The organism is Vibrio sp. Y29_XK_CS5 (assembly GCF_024181835.1).
In the GTDB taxonomy this organism is placed as follows: domain Bacteria; phylum Pseudomonadota; class Gammaproteobacteria; order Enterobacterales; family Vibrionaceae; genus Vibrio; species Vibrio harveyi.
Genome location: NZ_JAMZAM010000008.1, coordinates 87,423 through 103,274, shown reverse-complemented (window position 1 = coordinate 103,274; position 15,852 = coordinate 87,423). Strand labels below are relative to the sequence as shown.

Annotated in this window: 13 protein-coding genes; 5 read left to right on the top strand and 8 right to left on the bottom strand. The window is 46.2% G+C overall.

Going from position 1 to position 15,852, the window contains the following annotated elements; genetic code table 11:
* The first annotated feature begins 69 nt into the window (after positions 1-69).
* The 4 genes from NL647_RS24235 to crp all read left to right on the top strand — a co-directional run bounded on the left by NL647_RS24235 (position 70) and on the right by crp (position 3,226).
* Positions 70-1,077 carry a hydrolase gene (locus NL647_RS24235; protein WP_005451453.1) on the top strand — a complete coding sequence of 336 codons (1,008 nt, stop codon included), beginning with the start codon at positions 70-72 and terminating at the stop codon, positions 1,075-1,077.
* A 70-nt stretch (positions 1,078-1,147) separates the two neighbouring features.
* On the top strand, positions 1,148-1,360 hold the full coding sequence (locus NL647_RS24230; protein WP_005451451.1) for a YheU family protein: 213 nt from the start codon (positions 1,148-1,150) through the stop codon (positions 1,358-1,360).
* Positions 1,361-1,484: 124 nt separating this feature from the next.
* The gene (locus NL647_RS24225) at positions 1,485-2,354 is read left to right on the top strand and encodes a phosphoribulokinase (RefSeq protein WP_005438358.1); all 870 of its coding nucleotides are present in this window, start codon (positions 1,485-1,487) and stop codon (positions 2,352-2,354) included.
* Between the two features lie 239 nt (positions 2,355-2,593).
* On the top strand, positions 2,594-3,226 hold the full coding sequence (crp, locus tag NL647_RS24220) for a cAMP-activated global transcriptional regulator CRP (RefSeq protein ID WP_005381432.1): 633 nt from the start codon (positions 2,594-2,596) through the stop codon (positions 3,224-3,226).
* A 187-nt stretch (positions 3,227-3,413) separates the two neighbouring features.
* Here the strand turns inward: crp and NL647_RS24215 are convergent, their stop codons facing one another.
* The 7 genes from NL647_RS24215 to NL647_RS24185 form a co-directional block, all read right to left on the bottom strand.
* Complete coding sequence (locus NL647_RS24215; protein ID WP_154203376.1) at positions 3,414-4,205, bottom strand: DUF1338 domain-containing protein; 792 nt, start codon at positions 4,203-4,205, stop codon at positions 3,414-3,416.
* 264 nt (positions 4,206-4,469) lie between these two features.
* On the bottom strand, positions 4,470-5,927 hold the full coding sequence (gene astD / locus NL647_RS24210; RefSeq protein ID WP_253650744.1) for a succinylglutamate-semialdehyde dehydrogenase: 1,458 nt from the start codon (positions 5,925-5,927) through the stop codon (positions 4,470-4,472).
* Between the two features lie 28 nt (positions 5,928-5,955).
* Entirely contained in the window at positions 5,956-6,975 is a 1,020-nt protein-coding gene (gene astA, locus NL647_RS24205) for an arginine N-succinyltransferase (RefSeq protein ID WP_005438349.1), read from the bottom strand.
* A 108-nt stretch (positions 6,976-7,083) separates the two neighbouring features.
* Complete coding sequence (locus tag NL647_RS24200; protein WP_005438347.1) at positions 7,084-8,295, bottom strand: aspartate aminotransferase family protein; 1,212 nt, start codon at positions 8,293-8,295, stop codon at positions 7,084-7,086.
* A gap of 361 nt (positions 8,296-8,656) precedes the next feature.
* Positions 8,657-9,244, bottom strand: coding sequence for an aminodeoxychorismate/anthranilate synthase component II (locus NL647_RS24195; protein WP_050922681.1), 588 nt, complete (start codon positions 9,242-9,244; stop codon positions 8,657-8,659).
* Between the two features lie 189 nt (positions 9,245-9,433).
* Positions 9,434-12,604: an ExeM/NucH family extracellular endonuclease gene (locus NL647_RS24190; RefSeq protein WP_253650743.1), complete on the bottom strand. Its 3,171-nt coding sequence runs from the start codon at positions 12,602-12,604 to the stop codon at positions 9,434-9,436.
* A 21-nt stretch (positions 12,605-12,625) separates the two neighbouring features.
* Positions 12,626-13,702, bottom strand: coding sequence for a porin (locus NL647_RS24185; RefSeq protein WP_009699971.1), 1,077 nt, complete (start codon positions 13,700-13,702; stop codon positions 12,626-12,628).
* Positions 13,703-14,326: 624 nt separating this feature from the next.
* Here NL647_RS24185 and NL647_RS24180 point away from each other — a divergent pair.
* The gene (locus NL647_RS24180) at positions 14,327-14,722 is read left to right on the top strand and encodes a hypothetical protein (RefSeq protein WP_005451435.1); all 396 of its coding nucleotides are present in this window, start codon (positions 14,327-14,329) and stop codon (positions 14,720-14,722) included.
* Between the two features lie 51 nt (positions 14,723-14,773).
* On the opposite strand, the gene trpS is transcribed toward NL647_RS24180, so the two are convergent.
* Positions 14,774-15,811 carry a tryptophan--tRNA ligase gene (gene trpS / locus NL647_RS24175; RefSeq protein WP_005432761.1) on the bottom strand — a complete coding sequence of 346 codons (1,038 nt, stop codon included), beginning with the start codon at positions 15,809-15,811 and terminating at the stop codon, positions 14,774-14,776.
* Positions 15,812-15,852 lie beyond the last annotated feature (41 nt).

The window sequence follows — 15,852 nt, the reverse complement described above, 5'->3', positions numbered from 1 at the left end:
AAAGCTATAAAGGATTATATTAATAAGTTCTTCAGCGAACATTGAAGGACCATATAAGAGCAGTTAGGTATGACACAATTTTTCGCAGCCGCCGGGATTAAGAACCCGCATCTTCAGACGCTATTGCCACGCTTTATCCGCAAGAAAGCGTTGTTTACGCCTATTTGGCAAACACTCGATACACCGGATGGTGACTTCTTAGATTTGGCGTGGTCACAACAACCAGATTCTGAAGCCGCTCACAACAAACCAATCTTCGTCCTCTTTCATGGCTTAGAAGGCTGCTTCTATAGTCCGTATGCGAACGGTTTGATGAACGCCTTCTCTAAATCGGGTTGGCTGTCAGTGATGATGCACTTTCGTGGTTGCAGCGGTAAGCCAAACAAGAAAGCCCGCGCCTATCATTCTGGCGAAGTAACGGATGCTCGTTTCTTTCTTGAGCAACTCAATCAGCAATTCCCTAACAACCCTAAAGTTGCGGTAGGCATTTCCCTTGGCGGTAACATGCTGGCGAACTACTTGGCTGAGTATAAAGACGACCCAATATTAAGTGCCGCAACCATTGTCTCTGCACCACTGGACTTGGCAGCATGTGCCAATCGTATTGAGCAGGGCTTCTCGAAAGTTTACCGACGTTACTTGCTCTCTTCACTCAAACGCAATGCACTGCAAAAGCACGACTTAATCCAAGGTGAACTCGCCTTGTCGTATAACTCGATCAAACGCGTGACTCGCTTGTATGAATTTGATGACTTGATCACCGCGCCTCTGCATGGTTTTAAAGACGCGCAAGATTATTACGATCAATGTTCAGGCTTAAGCAAGTTGCAACAGATCACCTTGCCAACCTTGATCATCCACGCCAAAGACGATCCGTTTATGACCGAAGAGGTGATCCCAAAATTCGTATTGCCAGACAACATTGATTATCGGCTTTATGAACATGGTGGACACGTTGGCTTCCTGACGGGCACGGCATTAAAACCTAAATTCTGGTTAGAAGAAGCATTACCGGCTTATTACGAAAGTATCGCCGCTGAGTACCTTTCTGCTGTATCAGTGCCACGAACACAGTAAACTATCTAGGCGCGCCAGACATCAATAACCTAAGAGGCGCGCTTAAACATCATAAAAGTTTGAGGTATTTATGATCATTCCATGGCAAGACATTTCGCCAGAGACACTAGAAAACCTGATCCGCGAATTCGTGCTACGTGAAGGCACCGACTACGGCTCAGTCGAAGTTTCACTGCAGAGTAAAATCGATCAGGTCAAAACCCAATTAGAGAAAGGCGAAGCGGTCATCGTATTTTCTGAGCTTCATGAAACGGTTGATATCCAACTAAAAGCAAAGTTTTAGACCCTTCACATTTTACCGTATCCCACTCGATGACAAGGGCTTGTTACGTGCTATAGTGGGTTATCGACCGTGCAGCATACGTGTGCTGCACTTTACAGGTAAGTAATTTTCGACAAGGTTTGTCATGTCAGCGAAACACCCAATCATTGCGGTTACTGGTTCGTCCGGTGCCGGCACTACCACCACTTCTGAAGCCTTCCGCAAGATGTTCAATATGATGAACGTCAAACCAGCGTGGGTTGAAGGTGACAGCTTCCACCGCTTTACACGTCCAGAGATGGATGTCGAAATCCGCAAAGCGCGTGAGCAAGGCAAACACATCAGCTACTTTGGTCCACAAGCCAATGACTTTCCGGGGCTAGAAGAGTTCTTCCGTAAGTTCGGTGAAGATGGCACTGGCAGCGTGCGCCGCTATCTGCACACTTTTGATGAAGCCGTTCCATACAACCAAATGCCGGGCACCTTTACGCCTTGGCAAGATCTGCCAGAAAACAGCGATGTGCTGTTCTACGAAGGTTTACACGGTGGCGTGGTAGATGGTGATGTCAATGTGGCGCGTCACGTCGACTTTCTAATTGGCATGGTGCCGATTGTGAACTTGGAATGGATTCAAAAGTTCGTTCGTGACACGCGCGATCGTGGTCATTCAAGAGAAGCGGTGATGGATTCGATCGTGCGCTCGATGGACGATTACCTGAACTACATTACCCCGCAATTTTCTCGCACACATATCAACTTCCAACGCGTACCAACCGTCGATACTTCTAACCCACTTAACGCTAAAGGCATCCCTAGCTTGGATGAAAGCTTCGTGGTGATCCGCCTGCGCGGTATCAAGAATGTCGACTTCCCGTATTTGTTGGCGATGATTGATGGCTCCTTCATGTCTCGCCATAACACCATTGTGGTTCCTGGCGGTAAGATGAGCTTTGCAATGGAGCTCATAGTGAGACCGATTCTGCAGCAACTCATCGAAACCGGAAAAATTGGCTAAAAACCTCGTTAATTGAGTGTTTACTTTTCATACCGTGATCATGTGCACAGTTTTGCTTACAAAATCTCAATCATGGCACGATTAAAATCAAGAAATCGTTTCCGAAAAAGGATACTATTTCTAACCGAAACACAAGAGAGCTTGCAGCATATAAAAAGTGCTCTTATTCTAGTAAGCCAATTCAGGCTTAGCTAAAATATGGATAGCGCAAGCGTACCCTGCAGAGGAAGTGAGATATTATGGTTCTAGGTAAACCTCAAACCGACCCAACATTAGAGTGGTTTCTTTCACACTGTCATATTCATAAGTACCCATCAAAGAGCACGCTAATTCACGCGGGCGAAAAAGCAGAGACTTTGTACTACATCGTTAAAGGTTCTGTTGCGGTTCTTATCAAAGACGAAGAAGGTAAGGAAATGATCCTTTCTTACCTAAACCAAGGCGACTTCATTGGTGAGCTTGGTCTATTCGAAGAAGACCAAGAGCGTACAGCTTGGGTTCGCGCTAAATCTCCTTGTGAAGTGGCAGAGATTTCTTTCAAGAAATTCCGTCAACTTATCCAAGTTAACCCAGACATCCTAATGCGTCTTTCGGCGCAAATGGCTCGTCGTCTACAAGTTACTAGCCAAAAAGTGGGTGACCTAGCGTTCCTAGACGTAACTGGTCGTATCGCTCAGACTCTTCTGAACCTTGCTAAACAACCAGATGCGATGACGCACCCAGACGGCATGCAAATCAAGATCACTCGTCAAGAAATCGGTCAAATTGTTGGCTGTTCTCGTGAGACAGTAGGTCGTATCTTGAAGATGCTAGAAGAGCAGAACCTAATTTCTGCGCACGGTAAGACTATCGTTGTTTACGGGACTCGTTAATCTCGATTAACGTTTAAAAAATTTAAAAGCCACCAAATGCAAGTTTGGTGGCTTTTTCTTTTTTGGGAGTTAGACATTGAGAGTCGAGAGCGCTGCACTTCACAACGGACTTCATCCTTTGAGATGGAGCCCTCTCAGATTCCAAGTAAAAACCCTCTCGAAGCGAAGCATTCTCGCCTTGTATCTATTAACCGTTGGTACTCTCGAAGATCTTATCTGCCGATGCAGCTACAAACCCTGGGTACAACTCACCGTTATCCATTGGGTAGCGCTTAGCAAACTCGTAGAAGCCTCCAGGAATCACCTCAACGCCTTCAGTGAAGGTCACTGGCACTTTGTCTGCCATGGTCGATGATTGCTCTAGTAACACCTCTGGCGTGCCTTTTACTTCACCGCCATTCTCGTTGATGATAAAGCCTACGGTGCGTAGGTGGTCGTTCACTTGCTTCACTTCTTCATGCTGATTGAGTTGATTCACACTCACCGTGAAGTGGTTCGCTCCATAACCGTGCGCAGCAAGCCAAGAAGCGTACTCACTCTCTTTCGCTAAGATTTGGAAGTCAGCATAGCTAAGGTCCCACAAACGTCCGCCGTACAAGAAGTCACTGCAGGTCAATTTAGAAGCATCAACCTGCTCTACCAGTTTATGAACGATGGCTTGTAGCTCTGGTGAGCACTCATCCACTTTCAATTCACTGATGAAGACTTTTGGCTGTTTCGGATCTGGGTGCTCAAAATGTTTTGCCACCAGCTTTTTGCTTTCAAATACGTAGTCACCACAGGCTTTGTAACCCACCGCTAGGAATGGCTTCGCTAACGTTTCAATGCCTAGGGGAGCGACATTAAACGTACGTAGCGCAATATGGTCATTAATCAGAGGCTCATCTTCTTGAAGAAGCTGATGAACTTTAGCAGCAGAAGGGCAAAGACGTTGAATGTAGTCTTGCCATAGCGATTCAAATAACACATCGGGCGTCATAACGACTCCTTGTTATGAAATGTAGAGTTAGGGGTAAGAGGAAGTTGACCGCTCGTTCACAGCCCGTGGGCTGTCCAGAATCACGAACGAGCGGTCATCAACCTGTGACGGTATGTGTGGCATAAGTGCCAGTCAGTCAACACGCTCTGGAGAGTCTTAAGCTCGCCTTTGGCGTTTGCCAGCGCGCTTACCAGAATCCTAACTTGGTAAATAGCTCCGGCAGAGAGAAGCGGCGATACTTTGTCACCACTTCGTGTTTCTCTATTACAGGCTTACACCCGGGCTCAATGTGGCAGGTAAGACCGTCTCTTGTCCTTCCATTGATGCCATTGGGTACGCACAGTAGTCTGCTGCGTAGTAAGCACTAGGGCGTAGGTTACCCGACGCACCCGGACCACCAAATGGCGCATCACCACTTGCGCCCGTCAGCTGACGGTTGCGGTTCACGATGCCAGCACGAATGTGGTCCACGAAGTATTCCCATTCTTGGTCATCGGTTGAAACCAGACCTGCAGATAGACCAAAGCGCGTATCGTTCGCCAGCTCTACTGCTTTCTCTAGCCCTTCATAGCGCACCACTTGCAGAAGTGGGCCGAAGTACTCTTCATCTGGCAACTCGGCAATGTTCGTCACATCGATGATGCCCGGAGAAACAAACGCCGCTTCGCCTGCTTTTGCTTCAATCAAGCTCTCGCCACCCAGTGATTGCAAGTTCGCTTGTGCATCGAGAATGAACTTGGCCGCCGCTACCGAAATTTGCGGTCCCATGAAAGGCGCAGGCTCTGCAAATGGTTGGTCTACACGAATATTGCGTGTCGCTTCCACCAGCTTAGTAATGACTGCATCACCCTTGTCGCCAAATGGAATGTATAGTCGACGAGCACAGGTACAGCGTTGCCCTGCACTGATGAAGGCAGATTGGATGATGGTGTAAACCGTTGCGTCTAAGTCACCGTAGTTATCCGAGATAACCATCGGGTTGTTGCCACCCATTTCAAGCGCCAGCATTTTGCCCGGCTGACCAGCAAACTGACGATGTAGAACATGACCTGTGTTTGCACTCCCAGTAAACAGCACGCCATCGATACCTTTCGCATCCGCCAGCGCAATACCGGTTTCTTTCGCGCCTTGGACTAGGTTAATCACACCTTTTGGTAGACCAACCTCTTCCCACAGCTTCATAGCGAGTTCACCCGTCCATGGCGTTTGCTCAGACGGTTTGAAGACCACGGTGTTACCAGCCAATAGTGCTGGCACGATGTGACCATTTGGCAAGTGACCTGGGAAGTTATAAGGACCAAACACCGCCATCACACCTAGTGGGCGATGACGCAATACAATTTGGTTGCCTGCGGCTTCACGTGTCGCTTCGCCCGTACGGTCGTGGTAAGCACGAATAGAAATCGCGATTTTACCTGCCATTGCAGCCGCTTCGGTGCGTGTTTCCCAGGTTGGCTTGCCGGTTTCTTTAGCAATCACTTCAGCGATTTTTTCGCTGTTCTCTTTTACTTTCTCAGCAAAAGCCAACACGATCGCTTCGCGCTCTGCAAATGGACGCTTCTTCCAATCAACAAACGCTTCACGCGCCGCAGATACCGCTTGGTTAACCTGCTCTGCTGTTGCGCCGTTGCCTTGCCAGATCACTTCTTGGTTGTAAGGCGACAGAGACGTAAATGCTTCACCCTGACCTTGTACCCATTCACCTGCAATCCAATGTGTCATTGTTTCTATCCTTAAATTCTGTCGTCAGTTACTGCGGAAGAAGGCGAACAAAATCCCCTTCCTCAACCAAGAGTGCATCCGCCAATTCTGGGGCTAGCACTACGCTTTGCGTTTCTGCGTCATACGCTGCTTTTGCTGCGGCTGCACGGAAGTTCTCGAATGACGAATTACACATCAAGAAGTCTTGTGTGCTGGTGTGCTCCGAGATTTTGACTTGCGCGCGGAATGAGTGGCGTACCGATTCGATATTTCGTAGGTCACATTCTACTGTTGGACCACCATCGAAAATGTCGACGTATCCACGATTGGTAAAGCCTTCACGTTCAAGCAGTTTCAATGCTGGACGTGTGTTGTCGTGTACTTTACCAATCACAGCTTGTGCTTCTGGGCTCAGTAGGTTGATGTAGATTGGCAACTTCGGCATCAAGTCGGCGATAAAGCCCTTCTTGCCGATACCGGTAAGGTAATCCGCAAGCGTAAAATCGATAGAGAAGAAATGCTCTTGAAGCCACTGCCAGAATGGCGAGTTACCGTTCTCGTCTGATACGCCGCGCATTTCAGCAAAGATGGTTTCTGAGAAACGTTCTGGGTGCTCTGCCATCATTAAGAAACGGCACTTGGACATCAGACGCCCGTTCAAGCCACCACGGAATTTCTCACGTAGGAACAAGGTACAGATTTCACTGTTACCCGTGTAGTTATTACCAAACGTCAGCAGCTTCACCACGTTGTTTACGCCAAGCTTTGGTGATGAGTGCACCACTTTGCTGATGTGGTAAGAATAAAAAGGCACATCCCAGCCGATCGAAGCTTCAATACCTGTGGTACCTGCCACTTCACCAGTTTCAGATTCAAAACCCACCATTAGGTAGCCTTCATCACCGGCTTCCTTAACGTCAGGTTTGCCAAAACTGTATTCTGAGTGTTTGATTCGATTGGTTAACAGTTCTTCGTTAACCGGTAGAGATGTAAATCCATGACCTGACTCAACCGCACAGGTGTGCAGCGCGTCATAATCCGACATTGCGATAGGGCGAACTACTAGCATCAATACTCCCTCCAGATGCAAGAAGATCCTAACTATATTGTAGGAACAATACCCCCATCAGAGATCCTTGATGGGGGTGTCTAGGTTGACGATAAGCGGAGATCGCGCTTAAACCAGCGTTGCGATCGCTTTATCCAGCTTCGCCAAACCTTCTTCGATTTCTTGTTGTGTGATAACGAGTGATGGTGTGAAACGTACGACATTGGCACCCGCAACCAATACCATGAGACCTTGTTTACCTGCAGCAACCAGTACATCACGCGCACGACCTTGCCACTCTTCATTCAGTGCTGCACCAAGCAGTAGACCTTTACCGCGCACTTCAGAGAAGATGTTGTATTTCGCGTTAATCTTCTCCAGACCTTCACGGAACATGGCTTCACGCTCTAATACGCCAGCCAGTACTTCTGGTTTTGTCACTTCTTCAACAACTGCTTCTGCAACTGCACACGCTAGTGGGTTACCACCGTAAGTTGAACCGTGCGTGCCCACTTTCATGTGCTCAGCCAGTTTTGCCGTCGTTAGCATGGCACCGATAGGGAAACCGCCACCCAGTGATTTCGCTGTGCTTAGAATGTCTGGCGTAATGCCTAGACCTTGGTATGCGTAAAAGTGACCCGTACGACCGTTACCAGTTTGCACTTCATCGAAGATCAACAGTGCGTTGTGCTTGTCACACAGTTCACGAACTGCTTGAGCGAACTCAGGTGTTGGTGGAATGATGCCGCCCTCACCTTGCAGAGGCTCCATCATTACGGCACAAGTGCGATCCGACATGTGTGCTTGAAGTGCTTCGATATCGTTGTAAGGAAGGTGTGTCACATCGCCAGGTTTAGGACCAAAACCGTCTGAGTAAGCCGCTTGACCGCCTACTGTTACCGTGAAGAAAGTACGACCGTGGAAACCTTGTTTGAATGCGATGATTTCAGATTTCTCTGTACCATGAACGTCTGCTGCGTAACGACGTGCTAGCTTTAGTGCCGCTTCGTTTGCTTCTGCGCCAGAGTTAGCGAAGAACACGCGCTCAGCAAAGCTGACTTCTGTTAACTTCTTCGCCAATCGCAGTGCTGGCTCGTTAGTCATAACATTACTTAGGTGCCAAAGCTTGTTACCTTGCTCAGTCAATGCGTTCACCATAACTGGGTGACAATGACCAAGACAGCTCACCGCAATACCACCAGCAAAGTCGATGTATTCATTTCCGTTCTGATCCCAAATGCGTGAACCTTCACCTTTTACAGGGATCATTTCCATCGGGTTATAGCAAGGTACCATTACCTCATCGAATAAACCGCGCTCTACTTTGTTTTCCGTTGTCATTGCACATTCCTTCTTGATACCGCATGCCTAGCAGATAAGCGAATTTAACCGGCACTCTTTGCCAGCAAATAATGTTTTGCATTTAAGCTATTGCGGCATTGTATTTACATTTAATTAACCATTTCAATAGTGATTTATTCTTTTCGCTTCCGAGCGCGACTACCCATACTCACTATCTATGATTATTTATGCACCAAGAAACGCAAATAGAGAAGCGATTTTTTATAAAAGTTATGTATAGCAAGGTTTAGAAAGAAAGGAGAAAAATGAATAGCCGCCACCAAATAGACAGAACGCATAGTTTTGCATTCCCATTCTCAGGCGAAAAACATGAAGAATTTGTTAAGAAAGGTGATCGCGATCAGATCGCTTTGCGCGCAAGAAAGTTCGCAAGCAGTTCGTGACCTTGTTCTGTCTTAATCGACTCAGGATGGAACTGTACCGCGTCAATTGGCAGGGTTTTATGCTGATAACCCATGATTTCGTCCATGGCTCCGTCAGGCAGTTCAGTCCAAGCGGTCAATTCAAACACATCAGGTAATGTGCCGTTTTTCACCACGAGAGAGTGGTAGCGGGTTACCGTAAGTGGGTTATTAAGGTTTTTAAACACACTGCGACCGTTGTGACGAATTGGTGATGTCTTGCCGTGCATCACTTGTCGAGCACGTACCACTTCCCCTCCAAACACCTGCGCAATCGCCTGATGACCAAGGCAAACGCCTAAGATTGGTAACTTACCAGCAAAGCATTCGATAGCTTGTAGAGAGATACCCGCTTCGTTAGGGGTACAGGGACCTGGAGAGATCACCAAATGAGTTGGGTTGAGCGCCTCAATGCCTTGGATGTCGATTTCATCGTTACGCACCACCTTTACGTCTGCACCAAGTTCGCAGAAGTATTGGTAAAGGTTGTAGGTAAAAGAGTCGTAGTTATCGATGATCAACAACATAAAAGGTCGGTTGCTCCAATCCGTTTTGGCAATGCTTAAGTGGTGAATCGCCACGTTCGTGACAATCAAGGGCGGTATTTTGCTATACCAAGCAAGAAAGGCAAGTTTTTGCTGAATAAAAAGGCCAGCATAGGCTGGCCTTTGGTTTTTACAGCTATTTAGGAACTGTTTGTCAGGAAATAAATTCGCTTAGCGACGACGGCGTAGGAAGCCTAGACCTAGCATCGCAAGTAGCGCGCCAAAGCCAAATGAACCACCAGAACCATCTTTTTCTGGGTGAACAGGTTTCACATTGCTTGAATCACGTTTAATAAACTCCACATCCGTCACTTTCTGGTTAACAACACCTGAAGTTTCGTTGTTCAGAGTCATCGTCAGCTCATACTTACCAACTGGTAGTTTTGCTGAATCAAACATCACCATTTGCGCACCATCTTTATCCAGTGTCACTTTTGGTAGTGCTGGAGCATCAGCCGGAACAGGAGAAATAGACAAGGTTGCTACATCACCCTTTTGAGCCGTCGCTGGAACTGCGTAACCGATATCTGCGCGACCGCTCTTCGTTGTGATTGTCACAAGTCGCTCACCAGCCTCACCGTACTTGTAGCCTAGTGTAACGAGAGCAGAATCGTGGTCAGACGAACGGTATGGGTCTTGTGAGTAGAATGGGTTTGGTTCATTCGTATCACCGCCCTTGTACTTGCTGTTGTAATCGTACAGTGACGACTCTGGCGCATTAATGTGCCAATCAACAGCATCAATTAAGCGCTTCTCTAGTGAACCAGAGATCAATAGGTGATCCAACGAGCCCACTTCATCATTGTATGAGTAACTCCAAGCCGTTTCGCCTGCAGGCATCATTCGATCAACCGCGTTGATGTAACCGTAAGTCTTAGTAATGACTTTGCCTTCTGGACCAAATTGAGGCAGTTTACCAATGAAGGTGTAACCCGCTGCAGTCAGAGTTTTACCTGTTGGGTTAGACGTTAGAACCAGCATTGGATCTTCGTGTGCGTAAGAGTTCATGTCACCAAGAACTACTTTGTCACCTTCGATCTTCGCCATCTCTTCACCTAGGTGGTAAGCCGCAGCAACACGGAAGTTCTCACAAGAACCCTGGAAGTCACCATCGCTCTTCACATTATCTTTTGAAGGATCGAATTTTTCCCATGTTTCCCAACCTTTCCAATCTTCGTAACAAGTCGAACCTTTAGATTTCAAGTGGTTTACCGAAACCGTTAGACGCTTACCTGTGTTCAAGACTTGGAAAGTAGCCGCTACCGTATTACGTTGGTAGTTATCACCGCTCTCACGGATTTCACCTTTGCTGTCTGTGATTGGAGCACCGTTTTCATCGACGATCATTGGTGCATGTTGACTTGGCATCGGGATAACTTGACCAGAGATCACAGAGACTTTTGATGGGCGGTAAATAATACCTGTAGTAATCGCATCAGAGCCGACCGTATCTTGGTCATCCAGAATGGTGTCGCCGTTTTTATCAAAACCAACGAACACGTAACGGTTGTGGATAGAGTTTGACTTATTACGGTCACCGTAATCTTCATCGTCGTACTTCGCATTGATTGCGGCAAGCAATTCATTGATTGCACCAAAGTCACCGAAACCGTTGTTCTCGATTTCCATCAAACCAACGATATCCGCATCTAGACCGTAAATTGCTTCTACAATCTTGGCTTGTTGACGATCAAAGTCCAGCTGTGATTCAGCACCACGGTTGTCACCAAAGCTGTTATCAGAACCGCCATATGGTGAGTTGAAGTAGTTCAGTACGTTTTGTGTTGCGATACGAATGTTGAATGAATCAGCCTCAGAGTACGCATCGTTTGTTTCCTTGATCGAAGGCGCTTTAGTTCGATCGGTATTGTGGATGAACGCTTTGCTATCAACCGTATTCGTTGGGATCAAACGGAACTCGTTGTACGAGTAATGCAGAACACCTTCTAAACCAACGACAGAGTCGTTGATGCGGATGTAGTTTTTCTTTGGATCAGCAAAGAAATCTGGGTAGTAAGGAATTTGACCATTTGGTGCTTTAGCATCGGTATCAACATAAACACGGAAGTCTTTGTTTTCTGCTTTTTGTGCCAGAGATTCTGCGCTGCCTGCTACATGATCTTGGTTTGGCTGTGGGTTTGGACGCTTGTATGCCAATACCATGTTGTTACGGAAGCTACCAAAATCAAAGCTGAACGAACGAGAAACACGCATGTTCTGCTCGCCATCTTCGGTTGCATCCATATCTTTCACCAATCGAACAGGCATGCCTTCTAGACGTTCCAGTGTCGAACGGAAGTTTTCATCATCGCTATCGATACGAACCATATCAACTGGCGTTGGTGGTACCTGAGAAGCGTTTTCTACTTCCCAAATGTCATTCGTTGGAATCAGTGTTGTTACACCATAGTTCTCTTTTACTTTGGCACGAACACAGATTTGTTGACCAACCATGTCTTGAGACAGCTCGCCTTTCGTCTGAACGAACACACCGTCTGATGTCTTAACATTACCATCAGCATTATTGTCGTAAAGGAAGAAACCCTTCACTAGATTCGTAGTTACCGCACTCACAACACCTGTCACTAAGTACTCGTCTGCCGACTCGTAACCAGACTCAATCAGAGGCGATGAATAACCTTCACCTTGCACTTCACCAATGGTTTTGTAAGAAAGGCTGCCTGCAGCATCAGCACATGGCGTGTTTTCTGGTGGTGTAATTGGATCGTTATTTACTGCAGTAGGATCACCAAGACCACCGAAGTCGTCTTTTGCAAACTTGTCCCACTGAGATTCATCATATGTCGTCGCTTGTGTTGAACCTGCTTTACGGCGCATGCTTCGGTCATCCCAAAGCTTATCGCCCTTGTAACCGTAAGTACCAAAGATATCCTTAATGTCCGCTTCCGCTGAGCTTGTACCCAACCACACTGCGTCATCACCGTTGAAGTTCATTGCTGAGTGTTTTACTTCATCGTAAGTACCAGCAACAACTGTCACATCCTTACCGCCCAAACGTTCAATGAACGCTCGCATTTCAGCACCCGCGTCACCATTAATAACAACGATGCTCTTACCAGGTTGTAAAGTTCTACCGTCCTTACCTTTCAGTACGTTGTTACCATCTTTATCTTTAATCTGGTTTTTGTAAGACGAGTAGTACAGCGACAGTGTACCGTCAAAGGTATGTGCTGCAGAGCCTATGTTGGTAATTTCGACGGCTTTATTTGATGCCGAGCCTTCAACATACTCAGAAATAATGATGTCGTTAATATCCGCAAATGCTGCGCCACTTAGCACACTACTAATCGCACCCGCGAGTAGGGTCATTTTTTTATTCATGGGAAATCTCTCTATCGTGGGTTAGAAGTAAACGCGCGCATAAGCGTAAGCGTCTTGAGCAGCATCACCAGCGTTCATTTCAAGCGCAATAATGCTTGAGCTGGTTGGTTTGTAGTTCACGCCTAGCGTGCCCCATGTGCGGCTTGTACCCCAGCTGTATCGCTTACCATCCCAAACATCACTGCTTGGATCCCACGCTTCATATTCTTCGTAGTTGTAAGAGCCCACTAGCTCCCACTGCTTGGTGAAAATGTATTTCGCAGAAACCAAAGCACCTTGGTTTTCTTGGGTCTGGTAATCATTGAAGATGCTTTGCTTGTTCTCTTTATCGGTGTTATCGACAACCGTTTCTTTGCGAGCAATATCTTCTTCTTCGTAGAACGCGTTGAAGCCTAAGTGAATGGTGTCGTTAACTGCGTAACGCATACCAAAACCAACCAAACGTTGTTCACCGTACTTCGACTTACCATCAGAACCACCGCGACCTTCTAAACCAACAACAGCTGAGAAGCTATCGCCAAAGTAGCCAATGTAGCCGTTCACAATGTCACCCAGCTCAGAACCAGATGAAGACTTACCACCGTAAGTGTATGAAGCACCGACTTTTACATCATCAAAGTAACGACCTTCGTATTTGATTGTTACGTCTTGGTCACCAGCTTCACCAGTTTCTACAGTTGTATCAAAAGTGAAGTCACCCCACTTATCGTAATCATCAAATGCTGTATCCGTCAGACCGGCTTCAATGTACTGGTTTTCCCACACATCGTAGCCAACAAATAATTTATCGATGGTTAGAACTAGATCGCCAGAACCGTACTTCCAGTTCTCACGTTCATAATCTAGCTCTAGACGGTAGTGCATTTTGTCTCGCTTACCTTTGACGCCTAACGTAGCGAAAGAGTCATCGATGTAGCTTTTTTCATCAGTGTAAAATTCACCGTATTCGTAGTTTGCGCCAACATGTCCGCCAACACCCACTTCGCCATACAGTTTTAGAAAGTCTCCGTTGTCATCTTCATATATGGTCGCAGCATTGACCGCTGTCGCCATAAATAGCGAAGAGATCGCTATAGCCACTGCATTTCTTTTCAGCATGCCTATTTCCTTGTTGTATTTAATTTCAAATGGAATTTCGTTCTATATGTCAAACTGGGCTCTGGCGTTTATTTAACCAATACTATTGAGTGTTTAATCGGTAAGTTTTGAGCGCGAAAAGTCTCCTGACCTATTCCTTGTGAGGAAGATCACAGTTCAACTTGATTCATTTATTAACTAGATAAATCTCTCTTTTTTATGCAAAAAGAAAAGTAAAAGGCATGCTAATTGAGAAATGTTTCACAAATATTTAGTTATTATTATGAGGTGTTTTATACATTCAACAGATTTTGTTGTTAACAGAATTAACAATAACTTTAAATATGTAAAATTAGATCAATTACTCAGTTTTATATTTCCCATAATGTTAAGCAAAATATTAATAATGGTTTTAACAAGGCTGTTTCGTATATTACTTAGGTCATTTTTCGAGCAATAAACATCAACACTTGCTAATTTAGTGGTTCATTTTCTTTATTTTATTGCGAATCATTCTCCTTTTAATGGCTGATTTTATAAATTAATCATTATTTTCGACACTAACACCTAGTCAATTTGATAATCAGGGGTTATAACAACGCAGCAGGATATCCATAAAAACTCATATTACAAACAGGACAGAAAATGAGACGATTTCAACCAGTTGCGCTAACTCTCGCTTGCTCGGTATTTCTTGCTGGATGCCAAGCCATCCCAGACGAACTCAAGACAAGCCAACCATTAAAGCCGAACACAACCCAACACTTAATTGAGAACGCTAAAGCCGAGCTTAACCAGTATGAACACTTTGATGTAAGTGATGAGGGGATGATTACTTTCACCGCTCAGTTGCCGCGATTCTCGCGTTACGCTTGGGATCCAGTTTCGATTACCGAATCAAGCTATCAAATCGCATGCGAGGATCTGCGTTACTTCACGGAACGCGGTTTTGTTATAAAAGCATGGTTTGCAGGACCACGAGGACGTGCCGAGTACTACAATATGGCACGTTGCGAGGAAGAAGCCTCTTCCAGAAAATAAGCATAAAAAAAGCTCCACTAATGGTGGAGCTTTTTTGTATTCGAATTTTATCTATGGGCGAGCGACAAAACCTACAGCTTCGTACGCTTTCTTCAACGTTTCAGCCGCACGTGCCGATGCTTTTTCAGCGCCTTGCTTCATCACTTCGTTCATGTAAGCACGGTCAGCACGAATGCGGTGGTATTCAGCCTGAATTGGCTCAAGCATAGTCACCAGCGCTTCACCAACGTCTTTCTTGAATGGACCGTACATTTCAACGCCTTGGTATTTTGCTTCAATCTCTTCAAAGCTCATACCTGTTGCCGCAGAGTACAGACCCATTAGGTTAGAGATACCTGCCTTGTTGTCCCAGTCGTGAGCGATACGCGGTGGCGTTTCTGTGTCGGTTTGCGCTTTGTTGATCTTCTTAATGATCGACTTAGGCTCTTCCAACAGCGTGATAACGTTCTTACGGTTGTCATCAGATTTAGACATCTTCTTGGTTGCGTCTTGAAGGCTCATTACACGCGCATTTACCGTCGGAATGTAAGGCTCTGGCACTTGGAAGATTGGCTGCTCTGGTGAGTAGATGTTGTTAAAGCGGTTAGCAATATCACGCGCTAGCTCTAGGTGTTGCTTCTGGTCGCTACCTACAGGCACTTGGTGTGCGCCGTACAGCAGGATGTCTGCCGCCATCAGTACTGGGTAGTCAAACAGACCAACGTTTACATCACCAAACTGGCTCGAACTGTCGTTTGAGTAACGTGCAGATTTGTCTTTAAACTGCGTCATACGACCCAGTTCACCCATTTGGGTGTAACAGTTAAGAAGCCAACCAAGTTGAGCATGCTCTGGTACGTGTGACTGAACAAATAGCGTGCTCTTCTTCGGGTCAACACCAACTGCCAGACAGATCGCCAGTGCGTCTAGAGTCGCTTCATGCAGCGCTTTAGGGTCCTGACGAACCGTAATCGCGTGAAGGTCTACCACACAGTATTGGCAATCATAATCGTCTTGCATCTGCTGCCATTGACGTAGAGCACCCAAGTAGTTACCGATACTTAGTTCACCTGAAGGTTGAACACCACTCAATACAATGGGTTTGCTCATTAGAATGATTCCTTTGACTTCTTAATCTAATTAAATGAAAA